Origin of the sequence: Thioalkalivibrio sp. ALMg11, from assembly GCF_000377905.1 — a bacterium.
Taxonomy (GTDB): Bacteria; Pseudomonadota; Gammaproteobacteria; order Ectothiorhodospirales; family Ectothiorhodospiraceae; genus Thioalkalivibrio.
Genome location: NZ_KB898872.1, coordinates 489,571 through 513,789 on the forward strand (window position 1 = coordinate 489,571; position 24,219 = coordinate 513,789).

General features: G+C 67.5%; 21 protein-coding genes and 1 tRNA gene. 13 read left to right on the plus strand and 9 right to left on the minus strand.

What is annotated here, in order from left to right:
- Positions 1 to 166: 166 nt before the first annotated feature.
- Both guaA and guaB read right to left on the minus strand, forming a co-directional pair.
- Positions 167 to 1,744, minus strand: coding sequence for a glutamine-hydrolyzing GMP synthase (gene guaA / locus D578_RS0104975; protein WP_018948870.1), 1,578 nt, complete (start codon positions 1,742 to 1,744; stop codon positions 167 to 169).
- Between the two features lie 70 nt (positions 1,745 to 1,814).
- Entirely contained in the window at positions 1,815 to 3,275 is a 1,461-nt protein-coding gene (gene guaB, locus D578_RS0104980) for an IMP dehydrogenase (protein ID WP_018948871.1), read from the minus strand.
- A 190-nt stretch (positions 3,276 to 3,465) separates the two neighbouring features.
- Between guaB and D578_RS0104985 the strand changes: the two genes are divergently transcribed.
- Together D578_RS0104985 and xseA are read left to right on the plus strand one after the other, a co-directional pair.
- On the plus strand, positions 3,466 to 4,239 hold the full coding sequence (locus D578_RS0104985) for a DUF4197 domain-containing protein (RefSeq protein ID WP_018948872.1): 774 nt from the start codon (positions 3,466 to 3,468) through the stop codon (positions 4,237 to 4,239).
- A gap of 14 nt (positions 4,240 to 4,253) precedes the next feature.
- Entirely contained in the window at positions 4,254 to 5,663 is a 1,410-nt protein-coding gene (gene xseA / locus D578_RS0104990; protein ID WP_018948873.1) for an exodeoxyribonuclease VII large subunit, read from the plus strand.
- Positions 5,664 to 6,024: 361 nt separating this feature from the next.
- Here the strand turns inward: xseA and proB are convergent, their stop codons facing one another.
- The 4 genes from proB to rplU form a co-directional block, all read right to left on the minus strand.
- Complete coding sequence (gene proB / locus D578_RS0104995) at positions 6,025 to 7,158, minus strand: glutamate 5-kinase (protein WP_018948874.1); 1,134 nt, start codon at positions 7,156 to 7,158, stop codon at positions 6,025 to 6,027.
- Positions 7,155 to 8,237: an Obg family GTPase CgtA gene (cgtA, locus tag D578_RS0105000; RefSeq protein ID WP_018948875.1), complete on the minus strand. Its 1,083-nt coding sequence runs from the start codon at positions 8,235 to 8,237 to the stop codon at positions 7,155 to 7,157. Before cgtA ends, proB begins: the two co-directional genes overlap by 4 nt.
- A 78-nt stretch (positions 8,238 to 8,315) precedes the next feature.
- Positions 8,316 to 8,576, minus strand: coding sequence for a 50S ribosomal protein L27 (gene rpmA / locus D578_RS0105005; protein ID WP_017941884.1), 261 nt, complete (start codon positions 8,574 to 8,576; stop codon positions 8,316 to 8,318).
- Between the two features lie 29 nt (positions 8,577 to 8,605).
- Complete coding sequence (gene rplU, locus D578_RS0105010; RefSeq protein ID WP_018146302.1) at positions 8,606 to 8,917, minus strand: 50S ribosomal protein L21; 312 nt, start codon at positions 8,915 to 8,917, stop codon at positions 8,606 to 8,608.
- Between the two features lie 297 nt (positions 8,918 to 9,214).
- Here rplU and ispB point away from each other — a divergent pair, with 297 nt between their 5' ends.
- The 7 genes from ispB to D578_RS0105045 all read left to right on the plus strand — a co-directional run bounded on the left by ispB (position 9,215) and on the right by D578_RS0105045 (position 15,431).
- Positions 9,215 to 10,183, plus strand: coding sequence for an octaprenyl diphosphate synthase (gene ispB / locus D578_RS0105015; protein WP_018948876.1), 969 nt, complete (start codon positions 9,215 to 9,217; stop codon positions 10,181 to 10,183).
- 107 nt (positions 10,184 to 10,290) lie between these two features.
- Positions 10,291 to 10,367: transfer RNA gene (locus D578_RS0105020), tRNA-Pro, on the plus strand.
- Between the two features lie 103 nt (positions 10,368 to 10,470).
- Positions 10,471 to 11,121 (plus strand): guanylate kinase, encoded by a 651-nt coding sequence (gmk, locus tag D578_RS0105025; RefSeq protein ID WP_018948877.1) that lies wholly within the window; start codon positions 10,471 to 10,473, stop codon positions 11,119 to 11,121.
- Between the two features lie 37 nt (positions 11,122 to 11,158).
- Entirely contained in the window at positions 11,159 to 11,434 is a 276-nt protein-coding gene (gene rpoZ / locus D578_RS0105030) for a DNA-directed RNA polymerase subunit omega (RefSeq protein WP_018948878.1), read from the plus strand.
- Positions 11,435 to 11,446: 12 nt separating this feature from the next.
- Positions 11,447 to 13,621 carry a bifunctional (p)ppGpp synthetase/guanosine-3',5'-bis(diphosphate) 3'-pyrophosphohydrolase gene (locus tag D578_RS0105035; RefSeq protein ID WP_018948879.1) on the plus strand — a complete coding sequence of 725 codons (2,175 nt, stop codon included), beginning with the start codon at positions 11,447 to 11,449 and terminating at the stop codon, positions 13,619 to 13,621.
- Between the two features lie 69 nt (positions 13,622 to 13,690).
- Positions 13,691 to 14,767 carry an SO_0444 family Cu/Zn efflux transporter gene (locus D578_RS0105040; protein WP_018948880.1) on the plus strand — a complete coding sequence of 359 codons (1,077 nt, stop codon included), beginning with the start codon at positions 13,691 to 13,693 and terminating at the stop codon, positions 14,765 to 14,767.
- 1 nt (position 14,768) lies between these two features.
- On the plus strand, positions 14,769 to 15,431 hold the full coding sequence (locus D578_RS0105045) for an O-methyltransferase (RefSeq protein ID WP_018948881.1): 663 nt from the start codon (positions 14,769 to 14,771) through the stop codon (positions 15,429 to 15,431).
- 99 nt (positions 15,432 to 15,530) lie between these two features.
- Here D578_RS0105045 and D578_RS0105050 read toward each other — a convergent pair whose 3' ends face one another.
- On the minus strand, positions 15,531 to 15,791 hold the full coding sequence (locus D578_RS0105050; protein ID WP_018948882.1) for a hypothetical protein: 261 nt from the start codon (positions 15,789 to 15,791) through the stop codon (positions 15,531 to 15,533).
- A 275-nt stretch (positions 15,792 to 16,066) separates the two neighbouring features.
- Here D578_RS0105050 and D578_RS0105055 point away from each other — a divergent pair, with 275 nt between their 5' ends.
- The 3 genes from D578_RS0105055 (at position 16,067) to D578_RS0105065 (ending at position 19,398) form a co-directional block, all read left to right on the plus strand.
- Positions 16,067 to 16,606 (plus strand): hypothetical protein, encoded by a 540-nt coding sequence (locus tag D578_RS0105055; RefSeq protein ID WP_018948883.1) that lies wholly within the window; start codon positions 16,067 to 16,069, stop codon positions 16,604 to 16,606.
- Positions 16,606 to 17,130 (plus strand): cytochrome c, encoded by a 525-nt coding sequence (locus D578_RS0105060; RefSeq protein WP_018948884.1) that lies wholly within the window; start codon positions 16,606 to 16,608, stop codon positions 17,128 to 17,130. The genes D578_RS0105055 and D578_RS0105060 overlap by 1 nt, the downstream gene beginning before the upstream one ends.
- Before the next feature lie 192 nt (positions 17,131 to 17,322).
- Entirely contained in the window at positions 17,323 to 19,398 is a 2,076-nt protein-coding gene (locus tag D578_RS0105065; protein ID WP_026289184.1) for a bifunctional diguanylate cyclase/phosphodiesterase, read from the plus strand.
- 45 nt (positions 19,399 to 19,443) lie between these two features.
- Here the strand turns inward: D578_RS0105065 and D578_RS0105070 are convergent, their stop codons facing one another.
- Together D578_RS0105070 and D578_RS0105075 are read right to left on the minus strand one after the other, a co-directional pair.
- Entirely contained in the window at positions 19,444 to 22,203 is a 2,760-nt protein-coding gene (locus D578_RS0105070) for a cation-transporting P-type ATPase (RefSeq protein WP_018948886.1), read from the minus strand.
- A 396-nt stretch (positions 22,204 to 22,599) separates the two neighbouring features.
- Positions 22,600 to 23,142 carry an outer membrane beta-barrel protein gene (locus D578_RS0105075; RefSeq protein WP_018948887.1) on the minus strand — a complete coding sequence of 181 codons (543 nt, stop codon included), beginning with the start codon at positions 23,140 to 23,142 and terminating at the stop codon, positions 22,600 to 22,602.
- A gap of 580 nt (positions 23,143 to 23,722) precedes the next feature.
- Here D578_RS0105075 and D578_RS0105080 point away from each other — a divergent pair.
- Positions 23,723 to 24,043, plus strand: a complete 321-nt coding sequence (locus tag D578_RS0105080; protein WP_018948888.1) for a high-potential iron-sulfur protein — start codon at positions 23,723 to 23,725, stop codon at positions 24,041 to 24,043.
- The last annotated feature ends 176 nt before the right edge of the window (positions 24,044 to 24,219 follow it).

Here is a 24,219-nt window from a genome sequence, read left to right on the forward strand (position 1 = left end):
TAGGCAGACACTGATCAATTCGCACGTCCGCGTTGGCGGCCGCTGTTTTCCGAGACGAGGCGCGGCGCGCTTGCCGGTAGGGATTCTACCGGCAAGTGACGCAACGCAGGATCCTGAAGTCTCAGCTGTGACGCCGGTCAGCACCCGACATTGCGGGTCTTTCCAGTCACTCCCACTCGATGGTGGCGGGGGGCTTGCCGGAGATGTCGTAGGTGACGCGGGAGATGCCGGGGATCTCGTTGATGATGCGGCGCGAGACGTGGTCGAGGAAGTCGTACGGCAGGTGGGCCCAGCGCGCGGTCATGAAGTCGATGGTCTCCACCGCGCGCAGTGCGACCACGTAGTCGTAGCGCCGACCGTCGCCCATCACGCCTACCGACTTCACCGGCAGGAAGACCGCGAAGGCCTGCGAGGTCTTGTCGTAGAGATCCGCCTTGCGCAGCTCCTCGATGAAGATCGCATCCGCCCGGCGCAGCAGGTCGGCGTATTCCTTCTTGACCTCGCCGAGGATGCGCACGCCCAGGCCCGGCCCGGGGAACGGGTGGCGATGGACCATCTCGGTAGGCAGGCCCAGCTCGACGCCGATCTTGCGCACCTCGTCCTTGAACAGCTCGCGCAGCGGCTCGACCAGGCCCAGCTTCATGTTCTCCGGCAGGCCGCCCACATTATGGTGCGACTTGATCACGTGGGCCTTGCCGGTCTTGGAGTCGGCCGACTCGATCACGTCCGGGTAGATCGTGCCCTGGGCCAGCCACTGCACGTTGTTGAGCTTCGCGGCCTGTTCGTCGAACACGTCGATGAACAACCCGCCAATGATCTTGCGCTTGGCCTCCGGGTCCTGGACGCCGGCCAGGGCGCTCATGAAGCGCTCCTCGGCATCCACGCGGATCACCTGCACACCCATGTGGCGGGCGAAGGTCGCCATTACCTGGTCACCCTCGCCCTCGCGTAGCAGGCCCGTGTCCACGAACACGCAGGTCAGCTGGTCACCGATCGCCTTGTGCAGCAGCGCGCCGACCACCGAGGAGTCCACCCCGCCGGACAGGCCCAGTACGACGTGATGGTCCCCGACCTGCTCGCGCACCCGCGCGGCCATGTCGTCGATGATGTTGTCCGCGGTCCACAGCGCCTCGCAGCCACAGATGTCGTGCAGGAAGCGCTCGATGATGCGCTGGCCCTGGGTGGTGTGGGTCACCTCGGGGTGGAACTGCACGCCGTAGAAGCCGCGATCCGGGTCGGCCATGCCGGCGATGGGTGCGGAGTCGGTGGAGGCCATCAGGCGGAAGCCCTCCGGCAGCTCGGTCACGTGGTCGCCGTGCGACATCCACACGTCCAACAGACCATAGCCCTCCGGCGTAGTGTGATCCTCGATGTCGCGCAGCAGCGGCGTATGGCCACGGGCGCGCACCTGGGCGTAGCCAAACTCGCGGCGCTCCGACGGCTCGACCCGACCACCCAGCTGCGCGGCCATGGTCTGCATGCCGTAGCAGATGCCCAGCACCGGAACCCCCAGCTCGAACACCGCATCCTCGGCGCGCGGGGGCTGGTCGACATTCACCGACTCGGGGCCGCCGGAGAGGATGATCGCAGTGGGATTGAACGCACGGATGTCGGCCGCCGGCATATCCCAGGGATGCACCTCGGAGTAGACCCTGGCCTCGCGCACGCGGCGGGCGATCAGCTGGGTGTACTGGGAACCGAAGTCCAGCACCAGAATGCGGTGGGCGTGAAGATCCTGGGTCATGTGGTCATCCGGTATCCCGGCCTGTGGGCCGGGAGGCTGTCAGAGGGGATACCCGGCCATCGTGGCCGGGTCAGTCCATGCGGTAGTTCGGGGCTTCCTTGGTGATCGCCACGTCGTGCACATGGCTCTCGCGCATGCCGGCGGCGGTCACGCGGACGAAATGCGGCTTGGTCCGCATCTCCTCGATATTGTGTGCGCCGACATAGCCCATGGACGAGCGCAGCCCGCCCATCAGCTGGTAGATGATCGCGACGATCGAGCCCTTGTACGGCACCCGGCCCTCGATGCCCTCGGGCACGAACTTGTCGGGCGAGCTATTCGGGTCCTGGAAGTAGCGATCCGACGAGCCCTGCTGCATCGCGCCCAGCGAGCCCATGCCGCGATAGATCTTGTAGGAGCGGCCCTGGTACAACTCGACCTCGCCCGGGGCCTCCTCGGTCCCGGCGAACATCGAGCCCAGCATCACGCAATCGGCGCCCGCGGCGATCGCCTTGGCCAGGTCCCCGGAAAAGCGCACGCCACCGTCGGCGATCATCGGCACGCCGGTACCCTTCAGCGCCTCCGATACATCCGAGATCGCAGTGATCTGCGGCACGCCCACGCCGGCCACAATGCGGGTGGTGCAGATCGAGCCCGGCCCGATGCCGACCTTCACACCGTCGGCCCCGGCCGCGACCAGGGCCTTCGCGGCATCGGCGGTGGCGATGTTGCCACCGATCACCTGTACGTCCGGGTAGTGCTTCTTCACCCAGGCGACGCGATCCAGCACGCCCTGGGAATGCCCGTGCGCGGTATCCACCACCAGCACGTCCACTCCGGCCTCGACCAGCGCGGCCACGCGCTCGTCGGTGCCGTCACCCACACCCACCGCGGCACCCACGCGCAGGCGGCCACGCTCGTCCTTGGAGGCATGCGGGTGCTCGGTGGACTTCTGGATGTCCTTGACCGTGATCATCCCGCGCAGCTGGAAATCGTCGTTCACCACCAGCACCTTCTCGATGCGATGCTTGTGCAGCAGTTCCAGCACGTGGGCGCGGTCGGCGCCCTCGGGCACCGTCACCAGCCGCTCGCGCGGGGTCATGATCTCGGAGACCGGGGCGTTCATGCGGGTCTCGAAACGCAGATCGCGGGAGGTCACGATGCCCATCAGGTCGTTGCCGGAGACGATCGGCACGCCGGAGATGTGATTGGCGTCGGTCAGCGCGACCACGTCGCCGATGCTCGCATCCGGGCCGATGGTGATCGGCTCGCTGATCACACCGCTTTCGTATTTCTTGACCTGCCGGACCTCGGCGGCCTGGGCCTCTGCCGACATATTCTTGTGCACGATCCCGAGCCCGCCCTCCTGGGCCATCGCGATCGCCAGATTGGCCTCGGTGACGGTATCCATCGCCGCCGACACCAGCGGGGCGGACAGCGTGATCTCGCGGGTAATCCGGGTGCTCAGATCGACATCACGCGGAACGACATTCGAATGCCCCGGGATCAGCAGTACATCATCAAAGGTAAGGGCTTCACCGAGTATCCGCATGCACCACTCCAGGCCAGGCCCGCCGGGACGCAAGGGAGAAAACCCCGGGGGCGGATAAATAGCCGTTCAGTATAGAATTCGGGCCCTTCCGGGACAAGCACAGACACACATGCGAGGGCCGTGCGCAGACGCCCGGACATCACCCTGATAGGATGCGAATCCATCCCGAGCCCCCTGCCAGGCGAGACCCATGCCCGAGCGCGCGCCTACGGCCCGCATCACCCGACGCACCGCGCTGGCCCTGTTGCTGGCCCCCGGCCTCGGCCTGGCCACTGCGTCCAGCGCCCACGCCGACTGGTGGCGCTTCGGTCAGGACATGTTCCGCTCGCTGATCACCCGGCCACCGGAATTCTCCGGGCTGTCGACCGCGGAGTTGATCGAGGCGGTGCATGAGGCCCTGGTCATCGCGACCCACGCCGCCTCCGAGACCCTCAGCCGGCGCAACGGCTTCTACGGCAACCCGGACGTGCGCATCCCCCTGCCCGAGGTGCTCGCCACCACACGGCGCTCGCTGGGTCGGCTCGGCATGGCCGCACCGCTGGACACCCTGGAGGAGCGCATGAACCGCGCGGCCGAGGATGCGGTATGGCAGGCCCGGGAACCCTTCATCCGGGCGATCTTCGCACTCGATCTCGACGACGCTCGCGGCATCCTGCTGGGGGCCGAGGATGCCGCCACCCACCATCTGGAGACGCAGATGCGCCCGCGCCTGGCCGAGGCCATGCGTCCCGCGATCAAGGACAGCCTGGACGCCGTGGAGGCCATGACGACCCACCGCGAGCTGGAGTCGCGCATGCGCGACATCCCGTTCCTGGCGAACGTCCGCCTGGACCTGGCCGGGCATGTGCTGGACCACACCATGGACGGCCTGTTCCACGCCCTCGCGGAGGAAGAGGCTCGCCTGCGCGTCGACCCGGTCGGGCGCGGCACCGATGTCTTCCAGCGCGTCTTCACCCGTCTGTAACCATCGAGCCCCCCATGAGCGACGCCCCCGTCTTTTCCGTAACCGAACTCAACCAGTGTGCCGACGGCCTGCTGCGTGACGGGCTGGGCCTCGTGCGCGTGGAGGGCGAGGTATCCAACCTGCGTCAATACGCATCCGGGCACCAGTACTTTTCGTTGAAGGACGAGAACGCCTCGGTGAGCTGCGTGCTGTTCCGCGGCCGGTCCCGCCAGGCCGCCCGCTTTGCCGACGGCGACGCGGTACAGATCCAGGGGCGCGCCGGAATCTACGGCGCCCGCGGACAGTTCCAGCTGATCGTCGAGGCCCTGCAACCGGCCGGCGAAGGCCGCCTGCTGGCCGCCTTCCAGCGCCTGAAGGAAAAGCTCGCCGCCGAGGGACTGTTCGACGCCGAACGCAAGCAGCCGCTGCCCGCCTGGACCCACCGTCTCGGCGTCATCACCTCCACCCAGGGCGATGTGCGCCACGACATCGAGCGCACCCTGGCCCGGCGCTTCCCGCTGTTGCTGCCAGTCACGCTCTACCCCACCGCGGTGCAGGGCGCCCAGGCCGCCGGCCAGATCGTCGCGGCACTGGAACAGGCCGCGGCCGAGGGCCGGGTCGACGTGCTCATCCTCGCCCGCGGCGGCGGCTCCCTGGAGGACTTGCAGGCCTTCAACGACGAGAGCGTCGCGCGCGCCATCGCCGCCTGCCCGATCCCAGTGGTCAGCGGTGTGGGGCACGAGACCGACACCACCATCGCCGACTTCGTCGCCGACCTGCGCGCCTCCACACCCACCGCCGCGGCGGAGGCCGTCAGCCCGGATGCCGCGACCCTGCGCCACCAGCTGGCGCGGGCCCGCGAACGCCTGACCGGACTGCTGGGCCAGCGCGTGGCACGTCACCAGCAGACCCTGACTGCCCTGCACACCCGCCTGGAGCGTCGCCACCCGCGGCAAATGCTGGAGCGCAACGCCCAGCGCCTGGACGACCAGCGCGAGCGCATGAACCGCGCCTGGTCGCGCCTCGAGGAACGCGCCCGGGCGCGCTTGCAACGCGCCCAACTACGCCTGGCCGGTGCCTCGCCCGGCAACCGCCTGGCCTCCGCCCGCATGCGCCTGGATCACCTGCACCAGCGCCTGGCGCGGGTGCGTCCGGACCACGACATCCTGCAACGGCGCGAGGCCCTGGCGCGCCTGCAACGCCAACTGCAAACCGCCACCCACCAGGCCCTCGTCGCCCGCCAGCGGCAGCTGGACGCCACCGCGCGCCAGCTGCGCTCACTGGGTCCGGAGGCGGTGCTGGAACGCGGCTACGCGATCCTGCAGACCACAGAGGGCGAAGTCCTGCGCTCCGCGGATCAGACCGCCAGCGGCGAGCGTGTGCATGCGCGGCTGGCGCGCGGGCGCCTGGACCTGGAAGTCACCGGCACACACGGCGACAACTGAGCCGCGGTCTCCCGGCCTTTAACCACCGACGGCACACAGACAATCGCGTGTAACAGGAAGACGGGAAGCGCGCGAAGGGGTAAGAAGGAAGTGGGTAGCCTGGGGTCAGCACCTGCAAGGCCATCCCGGCCGCAGCGCGGCGGAGAGCCGGGATGGCCTCCGTCACGCACACCCCCACCAACGTGCCCGCCCCCACCGCCAGGAACCCGGATACCTGGTCAGCACACCCCAAATCCCGTAGGAGCGTGCTTGCACGCGAAGCCCCTGCCCGCGTCAGACTCTGGCAGGGGCTTCGCGTGCAAGCACGCTCCCACAACTGTCGTTTCACAAACCCACGCAGGACAGCAGCATCCGGTGGCGGTCAGGAAAGCAGGACGAGATTGTCCCGGTGGATCAGTTCCGGCTCGAGCAGATAGCCGAGCTCCGCCTCGATGCGATCGGCACGCTGCCCCTGGATGCGCTGAATCTCGCTGGCCGCGTAGTTGGTGAGCCCGCGCGCCACGGCCGTCCCGTCCGGATCCACGCAGGTCACGACCTCGCCGCGGCGAAAATCCCCCTCGACAGCGACCACGCCTACCGGCAGCAGACTGCTGCCCGACTCGCGCAGCACGCGCGCGGCCCCGGCATCCAGCTGGAGCTGCCCGCGCGAGTGCAGCTGATCCGCCAGCCAGCGCTTGCGCGCCGCCAGGGGTTCGCGATCCGGCTTCAGCCAGGTGCCCAGCGGCTCGCCCTTCAGCACCCGCCCCATCACCTGCGCCTCGCGGCCGGAGGCGATCACGGTATGCGTGCCGGAACGCGCCGCGCGTTCGGCCGCCAGCAGCTTGGTCGCCATCCCACCCCGGCCCAGGCGCCCGAAATCGGCCGCCACGTAGCGGTGCAGCTCGGCATCCGAGGCCCGCCCCTCCTGGATCAAGCGGGCATCCGCATGCTTGCGCGGATCGCGATCGAACAGACCGTCCTGGTCGGTCAGGATCAGCAGCAGGTCGGCCACCACCAGGTTGGCCACCAGCGCGGCCAGGGTATCGTTGTCGCCGAGGCGGATCTCCTCGTAGGCCACCGTGTCATTCTCGTTGACCACCGGGATCGTGCCCATCTCGAGCAGGGCCAGCATAGTGCTGCGGGCATTCAGGTAGCGCGAGCGGTCGGCGAGGTCGTCGTGGGTCAGCAGGACCTGCGCCGCATGCAGATCGTGGCTGGCGAATTCGCGCTCGTAGGCCTGAACCAGGCCCATCTGCCCGACCGCGGCGGCGGCCTGCACGTGGTGCAACTGGTGCGGGCGCTCGGTCATGCCCAGTCGGCGCATGCCTTCGGCCACCGCCCCACTGGAGACCAGGATCACCTCCAGCCCGCGCCGGCGCAGCGCCGCGATCTGGTGCGCCCAGGACTCCAGCGCCGGGCGGTCGAGCCCGGCGCCATCGGCAGTAATCAATGCGCTGCCAATCTTGACGACCACCCGGCGAATGGCCGGGAGCGCCCGTGTGGCGGCCGCTGTCACGCCGGGTCCTCCGGCTTGTCCTCCGGCGTCCCCATCGCACCCCGCCGATCGGCCTCGGCGGCCGCCTGCGCGGCCTCCTCGACATGGCGCATCACCGCCTGCAGCAGGGCGTCCACGCCCTCGCCGGTCACCGCGGAGATCGTAAACACCGGATGCGCCTCGCCCTGGTCCGCACGCACGCGCTCGACCAGGGCCGCGAGTTCCTCGGCATCCAGCAGTTCCTTCTTGTTCAGCACGATCCAGCGCGGGAGGGCCGCCAGCTTGTCGCTGTGGTGCTCCAGTTCGGTGATCGCGGTGCGCAGGTCCACCAGCGGATCGGCCTCCGGGTCCGGCGGTGACACGTCCACCACGTGCAGCAGCAAGCGGGTGCGGGCCAGATGCTTGAGGAAACGGGTACCCAGCCCCGCGCCCTCGGCCGCGCCCTCGATCAGCCCGGGGATGTCGGCGATCACGAAGCTCTGGTTGACCCCGATGCGCACCACGCCCAGTTGCGGAATCAGGGTGGTGAACGGGTAGTCGGCGATCTTCGGGCGCGCGGCCGAGGCCCGCGCCAGCAGTGTGGACTTGCCGGCATTCGGCAGGCCCAGCAGACCGACGTCGGCCAGCACCATCAGCTCCAGCGACAACTTGCGCAGGTCGCCCGGCGTGCCCGGCTTGCTCTGCCGCGGGGCCTGATTCGTGGAGGACTTGTACCGGGTGTTGCCGAGTCCGTGGAAGCCGCCCTGAGCGACCAGCAGGCGCTGACCCTCATGGGTCACATCACCCAGGATCTCGTCGGTCTCGGCATCGCGCACCTGGGTACCGATCGGCACCGCGATCTCCAGATTCTCGCCAGAAGACCCGGTGCGATTGCGCCCCTTGCCGTTCTCGCCGCGCTCGGCATCAAACCGTCGCTGGTAGCGGAAATCGGCCAGGGTGTTAAGGCCTTCGTCGCCCACCAGCCATACGGAGCCGCCATCCCCGCCGTCACCCCCGTCGGGTCCGCCAAAGGGGATGTATTTCTCGCGGCGGAAGCTGACACAGCCATTCCCGCCGTCGCCGGCCTTTACGGTAATGGTGGCCTCGTCGATGAACTTCATTGCTTGCTTCCCGAAGTACAGAACAAAAAAAGCCCCGTCGAACGGGGCTTTTCGCGAACGCTTCGCTGTCCGGCCGGCTTACTGCTGCGGCTGGATGCTCACGAAACGACGGTTGTGCGGACCGCCCACCTTGAAGACGACCTGGCCGTCGACCTTGGCGAACAGCGTATGATCCTTGCCGCAACCCACGCCCTCACCGGGATGATACTGCGTCCCGCGCTGACGAACGAGGATATTGCCGGCGCGCACAACCTGACCGCCAAAGCGCTTCACGCCCAGGCGTTTGCTCTCGGAATCGCGCCCGTTGCGGGTACTGCCGCCTGCCTTTTTATGTGCCATGGTTCAGCTCTCCTGAATGCCTGCGGCGATCAGCCGGCGATGCCGGTGATGCGCACGGTGGTGTAATGCTGGCGGTGTCCCATCTGCTTCTGGGAGTGCTTGCGCCGCCGGAATTTCATGATGTGGATCTTCTTGGCGCGGCCATGGTCTTCGACCTTGGCGGTGACCTTGCCACCGTCCACCAGCGGGGCCCCGACGCGGACATCGTCACCCGCACCGACCATCAGCACCTGGTCGAACTCGACCTCGGAACCGGCCTCGGCCTCGAGTTTCTCGATGCGAATCACGTCGCCTTCGGCGACGCGGTACTGTTTACCACCTGTTGCGATGATCGCGTACATTTCCCTGGGACTCCGTTGCGATACCTTGTGTGGACCAGCCGACTGGGAGCTGGTCTCGCGAAAGGGCGGAAATGCTAGCAGCGCTTCTCGCTCGGGTCAATGCCGGGAAGCCGCCAAGCCGTGGGAACGCGCGTGGACCGGTACGCGCTGGCACCCCGTTTTTCCGATCCGGGGCGCCCGGTAACGACCCTTGGCCCATCCTGCCAGCGAACCGCTCCGGCCCGCGCGCGAACTTGTACATTAGGCAGCGTTTCCCTAGCATGCCTTCGCCCCTCACGACCCGGCTTGCCTACCCCCATGCCCATTGACGCAATCCGAGAACTGGCGGCCGACGACATGCAGGCCGTCGACCAGTGCATCCGCGAGCGCCTGAGCTCGCCGGTGGTGCTGATCAACCAGCTCGGACACTACATCATCCATTCGGGCGGCAAGCGCCTGCGGCCCCTGCTGGCCACCCTGTCGGCGCGGGCCTGCCATGTGCAGGGCCAGGACCCGGTGACGCTGGCGGCGGTGGTGGAGTTCATCCATACCGCGACCCTGCTGCACGACGACGTGGTGGATGCCTCGGAGCTGCGCCGCGGCAACGAGACCGCCAACCACATCTTCGGCAACGAGGCCGCCGTCCTGGTGGGCGACTTCCTCTACTCGCGCGCGTTCGAAATGATGGTCGAGGTCGGCTCCATGCGGGTCATGGAGATCCTCTCCCACGCGACCAACGTGATCGCCGAGGGCGAGGTGATGCAGCTAATGAACTGCCACGACGCCGACGTCGACGAACAGCGCTACATGCACGTAATCCAGTCGAAGACCGCCAAGCTGTTCGAGGCCGCCTGCCAATTGGGCGCCATCCTGAGCGAGCGCTCGGAGGCCGACGAGCTGGCCCTGGCCCGCTACGGCATGCACCTGGGTACCGCCTTCCAGCTGATCGACGACGTCCTGGACTACTCCTCCGATGACGAGGTGACCGGCAAGCGCATGGGCGACGACCTCGCCGAGGGCAAGCCCACCCTGCCGCTGATCCATGCGCTGCGCGTCGGCACACCCGATCAGCAGACGGTCGTGCGCGGGGCCATCGAAGAGGGCGGCCGCAATCAGGTCGACGCCGTGCTGCAGGTCGTGCACGCGACGGATGGCCTGGCCTACACCCGCTCCCGCGCCGAGGCCGAAACCGACGCCGCCATCGAGGCGATCTCCACCCTGCCCGATTCGCCCCACCGTCAGGCCCTGATCGACCTCGCCCGTTTCGCCGTCGGGCGCAACCACTGACGCGGCGCGACCCACGCCGCATGGCGGGTCGACCGTTACCGATACGATTTTCAGCGCCCGGGGCATGGACACGCCCTGGGAGGCTCGGCATAATAGCGGGCTCGGTTCGGAGTGTAGCTCAGCTTGGTAGAGCACTGCCTTCGGGAGGCAGGGGTCGAAGGTTCGAATCCTTTCACTCCGACCAACCTTCTTCTTGACCCTGGTCTTCCGGCCTGTGGCCCGATTCAAACGGCCCATCCCCGGAAGCGACCAGATCCCGATCACGTTCAGGCCCTGCGGACACGTCCATGACCGCCAATACCCCGGCCGTTCGCGGCACCCTCTATATCGTTTCCGCGCCCTCGGGTGCCGGCAAGACCAGCCTGGTCGCCGCCCTGCTTGAATCGGTGACGGCGGTGGAGGTCTCGGTTTCGCATACCACGCGCACGCCGCGCGCCAGCGAGGTCGACGGGCAGCACTACCACTTCGTCAGCGCCGAGACCTTCCTCGGGATGATCGAGGACGGCCAGTTGCTGGAACACGCCAAGGTCTTCGACAATTTCTACGGGACCGCACTCGCCAGCGTCACCGAACGCCTGGACGCCGGCGTGGACGTGATCCTGGAGATCGACTGGCAGGGCGCGCGCCAGGTGCGCGCCGCCGTGCCGGATGCGCATTCCATCTTCATCCTGCCGCCCTCGCGCGACGAGCTGGAGCGCCGCCTGCGCGGCCGCGGGCAGGACGAAGAAGCGGTAATCCAGCGCCGTCTGCGGGATGCCGAGTCCGACTGCACGCATTTCCGCGAATACGACTACACCGTGGTCAATGCCGACTTCGACCAGGCCGTGCGCGATCTGGCCTGTATCTTCCGCGCCAACCGCCTGCGCACCGTGGAACAGGAGATCCGATCCGCATCCACGATCGAGAATCTGTTGGCGGGCGCGCATGGGTCGGCGTAACATGCAAGATTCAAGAATTTACTGACCGGAGTATCCGATGGCACGCGTCACCGTCGAGGACTGCCTCGAAAATGTCGAAAACCGCTTCCAACTGGTGCTGATGGCTTCGCGCCGGGCTCGCCACATTGCCCACGGGAAGGAAGCCCGCGTACCCGAGGACAACGACAAGCCCACGGTAATCGCCCTGCGCGAAATCGCCGCCGGCGTGGTCGGTATCGAGGTGTTCGACGAACACGACGAACGGCCCCAGAACCAGATGCTGGACTTCAGCACCATCCGTCATCTGGAACAGCTGGAAGCCGACGAGCGCTAGGAGATTTTCTGAATGGCCGCTGGGCAGCCAGCTTCGCCCGGGGCCCCCTCCTCGGTACCGGGCGACTCGACCCGATTCCTGATCAGCGATTTATGTTCCGAGCTCGAGGCCTACCTCGAGCCGGAAGAGGTCGAGGAGGTCTATCGCGCCTATCTCCTGGGCGCGGAATCGCACGAAGGCCAGACCCGCAAGACCGGGGAACCCTACATCTATCACCCGCTCGCCGTGGCTCGCACCATGGCCGAGATGCGGATGGACCACCAGGCGATCAGCGCCGCCATCCTGCATGACGTGATGGAGGACACCGCCACCAGCAAGGACCGTATCCGCGCCGAGTTCGGCGAGGAGGTCGCGGAGCTGGTCGACGGCGTATCCAAGCTGACCCACCTGCAATTCCAGTCCAAGGCCGAGGCGCAGGCGGAGAACTTCCGCAAGATGATGCTGGCGATCACCCGCGACATCCGGGTGATCCTGATCAAACTGGCCGACCGCCTGCACAACATGCGCACCCTGGGCGTAATGCGCCCGGACAAGCGCCGCCGCATCGCCAAGGAAACCCTGGAGATCTACGCCCCGATCGCGCAGCGCCTGGGCATGAATGCCATGCGCCGCGAACTGGAGGAACTCGGTTTCTCGGCCAAGCACCCGTGGCGCGCCGCGATGCTGGAGCGCGCGGTGCACCGCGCCGGCGGCAACCGCCGCGAACCGATGAAGAACATCGAGCAGGCGATCTGCTCGCGCATGGAGGCCTCCGGGATCGTCGGGCGCATCTCCGGGCGCGAGAAGAGCCTGTACAGCATCTACCGCAAGATGCGCGACAAGCACCACTCGTTCGAGGAGGTGTTCGACGTCTTCGCCATCCGCATCATCGTCGACGACGTGGACACCTGCTACCGCTCCCTGGGCGTGGTGCACAACCTCTACAAGCCGGTGCCTGGACGCTTCAAGGACTACATCGCGATCCCCAAGTCCAACGGCTACCAGTCGCTGCACACCATCCTGTTCGGCCCGCAGGGCGCCCCGATCGAGATTCAGATCCGTTCCACCGAGATGGATCGCGTGGCCGAGAGCGGGATTGCCGCGCACTGGCAGTACAAGGCCGGCAGCGAATCCAGCCGCACCGCCCAGAGCCGGGCACGCGAATGGCTGAAGGATGTTCTCGAGATCCAGAACAGCGTCGGCAACTCCATCGAGTTCCTGGAGAACGTGAAGGTCGACCTGTTCCCCGACGAGGTCTACACCTTCACCCCCGAGGGCGACATCCTCGTGCTCCCGCGCGACGCCACCCCGATCGACTTCGCCTACTCCGTGCACTCGGACGTCGGCAACCGCTGCGTGGCGGCCAAGATCGATCGCCAGCTCGCCCCGCTGTCGGTACGCCTGCAAAGCGGCCAGACGGTGGAGATCGTCACCTCGCCGGGCGCCCGCCCCAACCCGGCCTGGCTGTCCTTCGTGGTCACCGGCAAGGCGCGCACTGGTATCCGCCACTGCCTCAAGTCCATGCAATCCGAAGAGGCCCGCACCCTCGGCGAGCGCATGCTGGAAAAGGCGCTGGAATCCCTGGATACCAGCCTGCCCCGCATCTCGCCGGCACGCCTGGACCATATGCTGGACACGATGCAGCTGGAAGACCTGGATGCGCTGCTGATCGATATCGGCCTGGGCAATCGCATGGCCTCGCTGGTTGCCCGCCAGATGGTGGGCAAGGAAAGCCCCGACTCGGCCGCCGACGTGCCCGCCTCGAGCCTGGCAGTCAACGGCACCGAGGGCCTGGTGCTGAATTACGCCCGTTGCTGCCACCCGATCCCGGGCGATCCGATCATTGGCCAGTTGAGCGCCGGGCGCGGCCTGGTAGTCCACCGCGAGAACTGCCGCAACGTCCTGCACGAGACTCGCGACCGGACTGACCGCACCATTGCGCTGGAGTGGTCGCACGAGCCGCAGCTGCAATTCACCGCCGCCGTACGCACGCGCACCGCCAACCGCCGCGGGGCGCTGGCCGACATGGCCGCGATAATCGCGGATCACGGCTCCAACATCGAACACATCTCGTTCAACGAGCAGGACGGCCACTCCACCGCGATGACCTTCCTGCTGACCGTACGTGACCGCCAGCACCTCGCGCAGATCATGCGCGGCCTGCGCCGCCAGTCCGACGTCCTGCGCATCTCGCGCCAGCGCGGCTGACGCCCGGGCCGACCCGCCCTCGCGCGCGGCCTTCTTGCAGGCCCCCCGCGCGCAACGGATGATCGGGGCATGATCCTCGACATCCTCAAGCAAACGCTGGGCGTTGCGCTCACGGCGGCGCCCTGGCTGTTGCTGGGCCTGCTCGCCGCCGGCGCGGTCAAGGCCCTGATCCCGGAGGCCGCCCTACAGCGCTGGCTGGGCGGTTCCGGCCTGGCCGCCACCGCGCGCGCCGCCGTGGTGGGTGCGCCGTTGCCGCTTTGCTCCTGCGGCGCCATTCCCACCGCGCTGGCCCTGCACCGCGGCGGCGCCGGACGCGGGCCCACCACCGCTTTCCTGATCGGCACCCCTGGCGTGGGCGTGGACTCGCTCGCCATCAGTTATGCCTTGCTGGGCCCCCTGATGGCCGTGGCCCGCGCGCTGGGCGCTATCGTTACCGCCATTACCACGGGTCTGCTGGTCGGGCGCACGCGCGCCCGGACCGACGCCAACGACACTATCGAAGACGAGACGGACAGTTGCGATCGTTGCTGCGGGACCGGCGACAGCTGCGCCGCGCCCCCGGCACCGGACCACCTCGCCGCACGCCTGGCCGCCGGACAGCGCTACGCCTTTCGCGACGTCCTCGACGATATCCGCCTGTGGCTGGTGATCGGCCTGCTGGTCGCCGGCGCCCTGCTCGCCCTGGTCCCGCCGGCCACCCTGGCGGCCTGGGGCTCGGGCCTGCCCGCAATGCTCGTGATGACCGTCATCGGCATCCCGATGTATCTCTGCGCAACTGCCGCCACGCCCATCGCCGTGGGCCTGATCGCGACCGGGGTCTCGCCCGGCACCGTGCTGGTCTTCCTTCTAGCCGCGCCGATCACCAGCCTGGCGACCCTGGGCGTATTCCGCCGTGAACTCGGCACCCCGGCGCTAAGCCTCTATCTGGCCGGCATCGGCGTCACCACCATCGCGCTGGGCCTGGCCCTGGATGCCGGGCTGGCGCGCACCGGGGTGGACGTCACCACCCAGATGGGCGCGGCCGGCGAGCTGCTGCCCGCCTGGCTCGAGTGGACGACCTTGATCGTTCTAGTCGTGCTGGCCACACCCATCCTGCGCAATCCGCTGGCGCAGCTGATCACACGCCCGACACCCGGGAGAGACTGACATGTCCAACCGTTCGATCGGACTCGACGAACCCCTTTATCGTTACCTGCTGGACCACTCGCTGCGCGAGCCGGATCTGCTCGCCGAACTACGCGCGGAGACCGCGGTTCTGCCCGAGGCGAACATGCAGATCGCCCCGGAGCAGGGGCAGTTCATGGCGCTGCTGGCCCGCCTGATGGGCGCCAAGCGCTACCTGGAGATCGGCACCTTCACCGGCTACAGCGCGCTGGCCATCGCCCTCGCCCTGCCGGAGGACGGCGAGATCGTCACCCTGGACCAGAGCGCGGAATGGACCGCCACGGCCCAGAGCTACTGGGAGCGCGCGGGGGTCGATGGACGCATCCGGCTCGAGCTGGGCGAGGCGCGCGACTCCCTGCGGGCGTTGGAAGCCACCGGCGAGATGGACACGTTCGATCTGGCATTCATCGACGCCGACAAGACCGGCTACCACGACTACTTCGAACACTGCCTGCGGCTGGTACGCCCGGGCGGCCTGATCCTGGTCGACAACACCCTGTGGCACGGCACCGTCGCCGACCCGGACGACGCCCGCGACGATACTTGTGCGATCCGCGCCTTCAACGACGCCCTGCACCACGACGAGCGCATCGACCTCTCGCTGGTCCCCATCGGCGACGGCCTGACCCTCGCCCGCCGCCGCTGAACCGCTCGCTCCCCCGCATTCACCACAAAGGCCACAGACCACTCGGAGAAAAGCTGTGAAGGCAGAGAAATCCATGGCCTGTTAATCGACCATGAAGCTTCACAGGCAAAGACCGCTGTCACCGAGGCCGCGGCGGCAGATGGCACGGCGCTCCACCGACTGCACCACCCAGCCCGCCTCGACCTCGTCCAGCTCCAGGCGGAACTCGTAGGCGCTGACGGCATCGTCACGCAACCCGGTCAGGCGAACCTCAGCGCGCTCCGGACGCGGCTGGTCGATCTCCAGCCCGGCGTAGTCGACCGCCAGGCCGGAATGCCAGCGGCTGGCCCCCAGCCACGCCATCACCGCGGCACCGGGCATCACCGTGGGCTCCTGCGAAGGCACCGCCTGCGCCTCGAAGGCCGTTGGGGCCGGCTCCCAGCCGCCAGGCGTACCGTTCGTGTCCGAGGCGGATGCGGCGCACCCCGCCAGCAATACCGTCAGACAGCCGCATGCAACTCGCCATCCCCGACGCATCCCATGGCTCCTGTCGCAAAAAAAACCGTGCGGGAAACATACCGGAGCGATAAACGTCCTACCATGGAAGGAACACATGATCGGTTCGCCGCCCCGGAGCGGATCGGGAGGAAGACACCATGAAACTGTTCAAGCTGCGCTACATCCTGATGACGAGCCTTTGCGCCCTGTTGCTGGCCGCGACCCCTCTCCACGCCAACCAGCATGAGACCGCCGCAGAGGACGACACCACCGCCAGCGAGATGGAGGAAATGCGCGAATCCTGGGCCGAGACCCGCGAGGAGATCCAGGAAGAAAGCACCGAGGCCGGTGAGGCCACACGCTCGCGCACCCACGAGACCCTGGACGCGATGGACCGCGAACTCGGCCGCCTGGGCGACAACATCCGCGAGGGCTGGGATGACCTGAGCGACGCGACTCGCGAGCGCCGCGAACGCGCCTACGACGGACTGGTCGAGGAACGTGACCGCCTGGCCGAATGGTCGAGCGAGATGCGCGAGCGCTCTTCCGGCGCCTGGGGCGGTATTCGCGACGGGGCAAAGGACGCCTGGGGCGGCGTCCGCGACGGCTCGCGCAAGGCCTGGGGCTCGCTACGCGACGCCTTCCGCGGCGGCGACGAACCGGCCGGGAACGCGAGCGAGCCGGATGTTCAGGACTGATGCGGCAACACCCATCACTCATCCCCTGGATCGGCAGCGCGGCCCTGATACTCGCATCCGCCAGCCTGACCGGTTGCGACGGGTTCGGCGGAGCATCCGGGACCCCCGACCACCTCGAACGCACCACCGATCCGGAGGTCCTCCAGCGTGGTGAGCGCCTCTACCAGCAGCACTGCATCGCCTGTCACGGGGCGCAGCGCGAGGGCGCCGAGGACTGGCGCCAGCGTAACCTGGACGGCACCCTTCCCCCGCCACCACTGGATGGCAGCGCCCATACCTGGCACCACCCCTACTGGCAGCTGAAGGACATGATCCGTTACGGCGCCGAGGCGCGTGGCGGCGCCATGCCCAGCTTCGAGGACACACTCTCGGAGGCGGATGTCGAGGCGGTCATCGCCTGGCTGCAGTCGCGCTGGCCGGACGAGATCTTCGAGGCCTGGACGCGCTACGACCGCAACCACCCCACCCAGGCCGACTGGGAAGAGGCCGTGGGCGAACCCTGGGTGACCCACCCCGACGGCTAACCCGACGCCGAGTAATACGCACACCGCCGCAGCCCCGATACAATGCGCACGGAATGCATCGGCCTGTGCCGGCGTCATTTGGATGGAACGCTGCGCGGTCACCGCATGGCAGGGAATGCAGTAAAACAAGGACGGCCGGGAGGGGCCCATGCATGACGCCGAAAAGCGCGAGTTTCACAGCGACCGCCGGGGGTGCGCGTGAATCGACGCGCCAACGACTTCGCGCCGGTTAGCGAACAAGCCCGTCTGCAAGTCCTGGTCGAGCAGGAACGCCAGGCAAGGCGCCGCGCCGAGACCCTAGCCGAGACCCGGCTGCAGGACATCTACGCCAAGCAGAAGCAGATCGAGCTGCTCAACACCATTGCCTCGACGGCCAACCAGTCGGACTCCATCGCGCATGTTCTACGCGCGGCCCTCGCGGCCATCGGGCAGTACCTCGACTGGCCGGTGGGGCATGCGTATCTGGCGCGGCACGACGACAACGCCGGCCACAGCCAACTGAACCCCACCGGCATCTGGCACCTCGCCTCCGCGGAGCCGTTCACCGCGTTTCGCGAGATCACCGAGAACCTCGCCTTCGCCAGTGGCGAGGGGCTTCCCGGGCGGGTGCTCGCGAACGGCGAACCGGCATGGATCGAAAACCTGGACGCGGACGGCAATTTCCCGCGGGCACCGCAGGCCACCGCCAGCGGCCTGCGCTCCGGGTTTGCCTTCCCGGTGATGGTTGGCCAGGAGGTCGCCTGCGTCCTCGAGTTCTTCGCCACCGAACCCACCACCACCGACCCGGAACTGCTGTGGTTGATGTGGCAGATCGGCGTGCAGCTGGGCCGCGTGATCGAGCGCAACCGCCACGAGGAGCACCTGCTCCACAACGCCTCCCATGACCAGCTGACCGGGCTCCCCAACCGCCGCCTGTTCCACGACCGCCTGGCCCATGCCATTGCCCGCGCCACCCGCGAACCCTTCAATCTGTTCGCCGTGCTGTTCGTGGATATCGACCGCTTCAAGGTCGTCAACGACAGCCTGGGACACCCGGCTGGCGATAAACTCCTGGTGCAAGTCGGCCAGCGGCTGCTGAGTGCGCTGCGCCGGAACGACACCGTCTCGCGGCCCAAGAGGGACGAGGCCAACCGCCCGGACGACACCCTCGCGCGCCTGGGCGGCGACGAATTCACCATCCTGCTGGAGGGCCTGCACGAGCCGGTGGACGCCCTGCGCGTGGCCGAACGCCTGCAGGCCGTGCTGCACGAGCCGTTCACCATCGCCGGACAGGATATCTACGTCACCGTCAGTATCGGCATTGCCACCCGGCCCTACGGCCAGAGCTGCCCCGTCCGCGAGACCAACGCGCCGGACGACCCCGCGCGCCCGGCCACGCCGGACGATCTGATGCGCGAGGCAGACATGGCGATGTACCGCGCGAAATCACTGGGCAAGGCACGCTGTGAGTTCTGCGACCCCGGCATGCAGACCCGGGCGCTGCAAAGTCTGGCACTCGAGACCGACCTGCGCCATGCGGTGGAGCGCGGCGACTTCATCGTCCACTTCCAGCCCATCGTGTCACTCGGCGAAGACTGCATCACCGGCTTCGAGGGCCTGGTGCGCTGGCAGCGCAACGGCGAACTGGTCGCGCCGGACGACTTCATCTCCATCGCCGAGGACACCGGGCAAATCCACCTGATCGACATGCAGGTGCTCTACACGGCCTGCTGTCAGCTGGTGCAATGGGGTATCGACCACCCGGAGATGCCGCTGACCATCAGCACCAACCTCTCCGCCCGGCAGCTCACGCGCCCGGACCTGGTCGACGAGGTGCAGACCATTCTTGCCGGCACCGGGGTGCCGGCCTCACAGGTGCGGCTGGAGATCACCGAGACCGCGACACTGGGCAACCTCAACGAGCTGATCGAGACCCTGCACCGGCTCAAGGCCCTGGGCATCAGCCTGGCAATGGACGACTTCGGCACCGGCTACTCGTCACTCAGCTACCTGCACCGGCTACCGCTGGACATCCTCAAGATCGATCGCAGCTTCGTCTCCGGGCTGGACCACGACGAATACAGCCAGCGCCTGGTTCAGACCGTAATCCACATGGCCCGCAACCTGGGTCTGGAGGCCGTGGCCGAGGGCGTCGAAAGCCATACCCACGCCGCGACGCTGCGCGCCCTCGGCTGCACCCTGGCCCAGGGCTACTACTATTCCCCACCGGTGGACGCCGCCAGCGCCACGGCCCTGCTTTCCGGCGATGCCCTTGTGGGCTGTCGGTAGAACGACCGACGGCTGCATGGACTCGGAAAAAGCATGCGGCGCCTGTCACACGGCCTGCCGTGCCACCCCACGCCGGCGCGCGATCACTTGACGCACCACCAGCTTTTCCAGCTCCACGATCACGAACACCGCCAGCCCGAAAGCCAGGATGCGCGCCCAGTCGTCCGCGCCGATGGCGGTGGTCCCGAACAGCGTGTGCATCAGCGGGACATAGGTAAACGCCAGCTGCAGCACCACCAGTACCCCGATCGCCAGCCACATCGCGCGCGAGCGGAACAGCTCCCCGCCCGGTAGCACCGGCTGGTGGATCAGCCGCAGATTCAGCAGGTAGAACGCCTGCCCGGCCACCAGGGTGTTGATCGCCACCGTGCGCGCGACTTCGTCGGCGACCCCGGCAAGACTCTCCATGTAGACGAAGTGCCCGAAGGTGCCGGCCCACAGCAGCAAGGCAACGAACGGGATGCGCCAGAGCAGGAAGCCGGACAGCAACGGGGCATTCGGCGCGCGGGGCGGGCGCTGCATCACCCCCGGCTCGGCGCGCTCGAAGGCCAGCGCCATCGCCAGCGTCACCGAGGTCACCATGTTGACCCACAGCACCTGCACCGGGGTCAGCGGCAGGGCCAGGCCCATCAGGATGGCCATCATGATGGTCAGCGACTGCCCGGCGTTGGTCGGCAGCATGTGCAGGATGGCCTTGCGGATGTTGTCGTAGACCGTGCGGCCCTCCTCGACCGCATGGGCAATGGACGCGAAGTTGTCGTCCGCCAGCACCATCTCCGAGGCCTCCTTGGCCGCTTCGGTACCCTTCCCGCCCATGGCCACGCCCACATCCGCGCGCTTCAGCGCCGGGGCGTCGTTTACCCCATCGCCGGTCATGGCGACGATCCGTCCGCCCGTCTGCAGCGCCTTCACCAGACGCAGCTTGTGCTCCGGCGAGGTCCGCGCGAAGACATCCGTGCGCTCCGCGATCTCCGCCAGCGCGGCATCGTCCAGCGCATCCAGCTCGTGGCCGGCGCGCGCCTCGGCATCCCGCCCCAGCCCCAGCTGCTCACCGATCGCCCGCGCAGTGGCCAGGTGGTCCCCGGTGATCATCTTCACGTCGATCCCCGCCGCGCGACAGTCAGCCACCGCGCGGATGGCCTCCTCGCGCGGCGGGTCGATAATGCCCACCAGCGCCAGCAGGGTGAAGCCACCGGTCTCGACATCGTCGAAACGCAGCTCGCCACCGTCCGCTCCGGCCTCGCGCACCGCGACCGCCAGCAGGCGCTGGCCGCGGGCCGCCACCGCCTCCATCGCCGCGTGCCAGTGATCCGGATCCAGCGCCTCGCGGGTCTCGCCATCCACCTGCTGCTCGCTGCAAAGCTCCAGCACGCGCTCGGGCGCGCCCTTCAGGAAGATCCACGCATGCCCCTCGTGGTCGTGGTGCAGGGTGGCCATGTAGCGATGATCCGACTCGAAGGGGATCACATCGGTGCGCGGCAACCGTTCGCCCTCCAGGTGCAGGTCGAGCCCGGCCTTGCGCGCCAGGGTAATCAGCGCGCCCTCGGTCGGGTCACCCTCCATCACCCAGTCGCCGTCCTTCTCGTAAAGCCGGGCGTCGTTGCACAGCAGACCCGCCCGCAGCACCTGGCTCAAGAGCAGGTCGTCATCCGGGTCGATGTCCCGCTCGTCCTCGGAGAACTGACCCTGCGGCGCGTAACCCACGCCACTGACGAGGATCTCGCGGGTGGCCGTACGCAGCGTCTGGGCGGTCATCTCGTTCCGCGTGAGCGTGCCGGTCTTGTCGGAACAGATCGCCGAGACCGAACCCAGGGTCTCCACCGCCGGCAGGCGGCGGATAATGGCATTGCACCGCGCCATCTTCTGCACCCCGATGGCCAGGGCAATGGTCATGATCGCTGGCAATCCCTCGGGGATGGTGGACACCGCCAGGCTGGCCGCAGCCAGAAACATCTCGTCCAGCGGATAGCTGCGCACCCAGTAGCCGAAGGCAAAGGTGGCCAGCGCAAGCACCACGATCACCGCGGCCAGCCAGTGGCCGAACTGCTCCATCTGGCGCACCAGCGGCGTCTCCAGCCCCTCGACTTCGCCGAGCATGGTGGAGATACGCCCGATCTCGGTGTGCTCGCCGGACGCCACCACTACGCCCATACCGCGGCCAAAGGCGACCAGCGTGCCGGAGAAGGCCATCCCGCGGCGATCCCCCAGGTCCGCCTCCGGCTCTACCGCGGCGGTGTCCTTCTCCACCGCCACCGACTCGCCAGTCAGCGCGGCCTCTTCCAGGCGCAGATTCTTGGTCTCGAACAGGCGCAGGTCCGCGGGTACCCGGTCCCCGGCCTGCAGGTACACGATGTCCCCCGGGACCAGCTGCTCCGCGGGGATCTCGCGCCGCTCGCCGCCGCGCGCCACCAGCGCGCGCGGGGAGAGCATGCGGCGGATGGCATCCAGGGCCTTCTCCGCCTTGCCCTCCTGGACGAACCCGATCAGCGTGTTGATCAGGACCACGGCCAGGATCACACCGGTGTCCACCCAGTGACCCAGCAGCGCCGTCCCCAGCGCGGCTACCAGCAGGATGTAGATCAGGACATTGTGGAAATGGCGCAGGAAGCGCCGGAGAACACCCGCCCGTTCGGGCGGACGCAACTGATTGGGGCCGTAGTGCGCCAGGCGCTCCTCGGCCTGTACTGCCGTCAGCCCCTCGCGCGAGGTCCCCCAGTGTTCGAACGCGGCATCCGCGTTCTGACTGTGCCATGCCGGGACATCGCGATCATCGCGGGGCGATTGAGGGTCGGGAGCTTCGGGCATGGGCAACCACTTCCAGGGAAACACTGATTAATGTTGCCCTATCGTCACCCGGGACCTGGGGGACGACAAGTCCCAGGGAGACGCTGATTAAATCGCGCGCTCGCGCTCGAGTCGCTTTTGCGTGCGAACAAGGCGCGGTGACTGCCGTGCAGTCACTCGGCACAAGGGAACCGCAACGCTGTTCGCGCGCCCGTTTTCGTCAACAACGGGCGGCCGAGCCCCTGCCTTCAATGGCTTGTGGGGTTGGTGCCCCCTGTTTCCCGAGACAAGGCACGTCGTGCAGCGGGTAGTGGCTCTACCCGCAAGCGGCGCAACGCAGGATCGGGGAACAGGGGGCACCAACGCGAGCGCGCGATTTAATCAGCGTCTCCCTGGGGCGCCACACCGGCGAACGGATCAGAACTGCATCCCGACCTTGCCCATCACGCGCATGTTGTCGGCATCCGCGCGGCGGCCGTCGAAACGGTCGTTCTCGGTGAACTGGTAGCGCGCCTCCAGTCCCAGGAACCACTGGGGATCCAGCTGGTACTTCAGGCTACCGCCCACCTGGGCCGCCCACAGGCCGTTGGTCTCATCGTCCAGTTCGGCCCGCACGTAGCCAATACCCGGACCAAAGCCCAGCGACAGACGTTCGTTCGGCTCGAACATCCAGTGGCTGTTGATCTCGGCGCTGGTCATCTTCAGCGGGTCGTCGCTGTAGCGGCTCACGCTGAAGTGATGCCGCAGCACCCCGGTGGCCGGCTGAAACAACTGGCAATTGGCACCGATCTCGACACCATAGGCCGTATCGGAGCTGGCATCGGAGACATCCGGCGAAACCACCCCGCCCAGCAGGGCCACGCTGGGCTCCATGCCGCGCTCGACCGCGCTGGCCTGCGCGAACGGCACCAGCACCAATGCACCCAGGGCAAACATCGACATCGTCTTCTTGTAGTGCATCGCACACCTCCTGATGGACTCGAATAAGCAGACGCGAATGGTAGACCAGCATGGCGTGATCTTCATCACGCGACCACAGAACGCACGGCCCGGAATGGAATTTTTCTGCACACAGTTGCATCCCCCTGCCGCACCTCGACCTAGGGAAACACTGATTAATGTACACGTTCGCGTTGGTGCCCCAGGTTTTCCGAGACAAGGCGCGGTCCGCAGCCGGTAGTGGTTCTACCGGCAAGGGGCGCAACGCAGGATCGGGGAACCTGGGGCACCAACCCCACAAACCATTGAATGCAGAGGCTCGGCCACTTTTGCGCGCGCACGGCGTTGCGGCTCCCTTGTGCAGAATGACTGCACGGCAGTCACCGCGCCTTGTTCGCACGCAAAAGTGACTCGAGCGCGAACGTGTACATTAATCAGTGTTTCCCTAGCCTCGGCACCCCCCGGATGACTTAAATAATTCCGGGGAACCCTCGGCGGTCGAAGGCCTCGAAGAGAATGAACCCGCCCGGGCTACAGAGGCGGTGTTTGGCTTTCCTTGCAACACGAAGAACCACCCACTCAGAAGCAAACGGAGGACCTCATGTCCGACCAACCGAACGCAAACCGTCGAAAGTTCCTGCGTCAGGCATCCGCGGCCGTAGCGGCCATCCCGGTGATTAGCCTGACTGGGATGTCCACGGCCAAGGCCGACAACCCCAAGGCCGAGGACGGCCACCGCCACGATTACGTGAACAATGCAGCGGACGCGGCCGGTCACGAGGACTACACGGAAGGCGAGAAGTGCAAGAACTGCGCCTTCTGGGGCGGCGGCGACGCCGAATGGGGCCAGTGCTTCCACGCCGACTTCCAGGGTGTTCAGGTGAACGCCGCTGGCTGGTGTGACGAGTACGTCGGGGCCTGATCCCGACACCCCCGTCCGGCCCGGGTATCCGGGCCGGACACTTCCCTCCCGTGGCGCTCCTCCGCTGCGACTTGCATCCCCGCCGCACCACCCCGCAAGCTAGACCCTCAATTCCGCAAACCGGCCTCACTCTTGCCTAACGTGGCCGAAAGGAATGTGCGTGCCTGACCACTCAT

Bases quoted from the DNA above. Each gene is read 5' to 3' on its own strand.
- gmk (WP_018948877.1), top strand. From the start codon at position 10,471: ATGACCGCCAATACCCCGGCCGTTCGCGGCACCCTCTATATCGTTTCC.
- D578_RS0105040 (WP_018948880.1), top strand. From the start codon at position 13,691: ATGATCCTCGACATCCTCAAGCAAACGCTGGGCGTTGCGCTCACGGCG.
- D578_RS0105035 (WP_018948879.1), top strand. From the start codon at position 11,447: ATGGCCGCTGGGCAGCCAGCTTCGCCCGGGGCCCCCTCCTCGGTACCG.
- D578_RS0105055 (WP_018948883.1), top strand. From the start codon at position 16,067: ATGAAACTGTTCAAGCTGCGCTACATCCTGATGACGAGCCTTTGCGCC.
- D578_RS0105050 (WP_018948882.1), bottom strand. From the start codon at position 15,791: ATGCCCGGTGCCGCGGTGATGGCGTGGCTGGGGGCCAGCCGCTGGCAT.
- xseA (WP_018948873.1), top strand. From the start codon at position 4,254: ATGAGCGACGCCCCCGTCTTTTCCGTAACCGAACTCAACCAGTGTGCC.
- rpoZ (WP_018948878.1), top strand. From the start codon at position 11,159: ATGGCACGCGTCACCGTCGAGGACTGCCTCGAAAATGTCGAAAACCGC.
- D578_RS0105060 (WP_018948884.1), top strand. From the start codon at position 16,606: ATGCGGCAACACCCATCACTCATCCCCTGGATCGGCAGCGCGGCCCTG.
- ispB (WP_018948876.1), top strand. From the start codon at position 9,215: ATGCCCATTGACGCAATCCGAGAACTGGCGGCCGACGACATGCAGGCC.
- D578_RS0105075 (WP_018948887.1), bottom strand. From the start codon at position 23,142: ATGCACTACAAGAAGACGATGTCGATGTTTGCCCTGGGTGCATTGGTG.
- rplU (WP_018146302.1), bottom strand. From the start codon at position 8,917: ATGTACGCGATCATCGCAACAGGTGGTAAACAGTACCGCGTCGCCGAA.
- D578_RS0105045 (WP_018948881.1), top strand. From the start codon at position 14,769: ATGTCCAACCGTTCGATCGGACTCGACGAACCCCTTTATCGTTACCTG.
- D578_RS0105070 (WP_018948886.1), bottom strand. From the start codon at position 22,203: ATGCCCGAAGCTCCCGACCCTCAATCGCCCCGCGATGATCGCGATGTC.
- guaB (WP_018948871.1), bottom strand. From the start codon at position 3,275: ATGCGGATACTCGGTGAAGCCCTTACCTTTGATGATGTACTGCTGATC.
- D578_RS0105080 (WP_018948888.1), top strand. From the start codon at position 23,723: ATGTCCGACCAACCGAACGCAAACCGTCGAAAGTTCCTGCGTCAGGCA.
- cgtA (WP_018948875.1), bottom strand. From the start codon at position 8,237: ATGAAGTTCATCGACGAGGCCACCATTACCGTAAAGGCCGGCGACGGC.
- D578_RS0104985 (WP_018948872.1), top strand. From the start codon at position 3,466: ATGCCCGAGCGCGCGCCTACGGCCCGCATCACCCGACGCACCGCGCTG.
- rpmA (WP_017941884.1), bottom strand. From the start codon at position 8,576: ATGGCACATAAAAAGGCAGGCGGCAGTACCCGCAACGGGCGCGATTCC.
- guaA (WP_018948870.1), bottom strand. From the start codon at position 1,744: ATGACCCAGGATCTTCACGCCCACCGCATTCTGGTGCTGGACTTCGGT.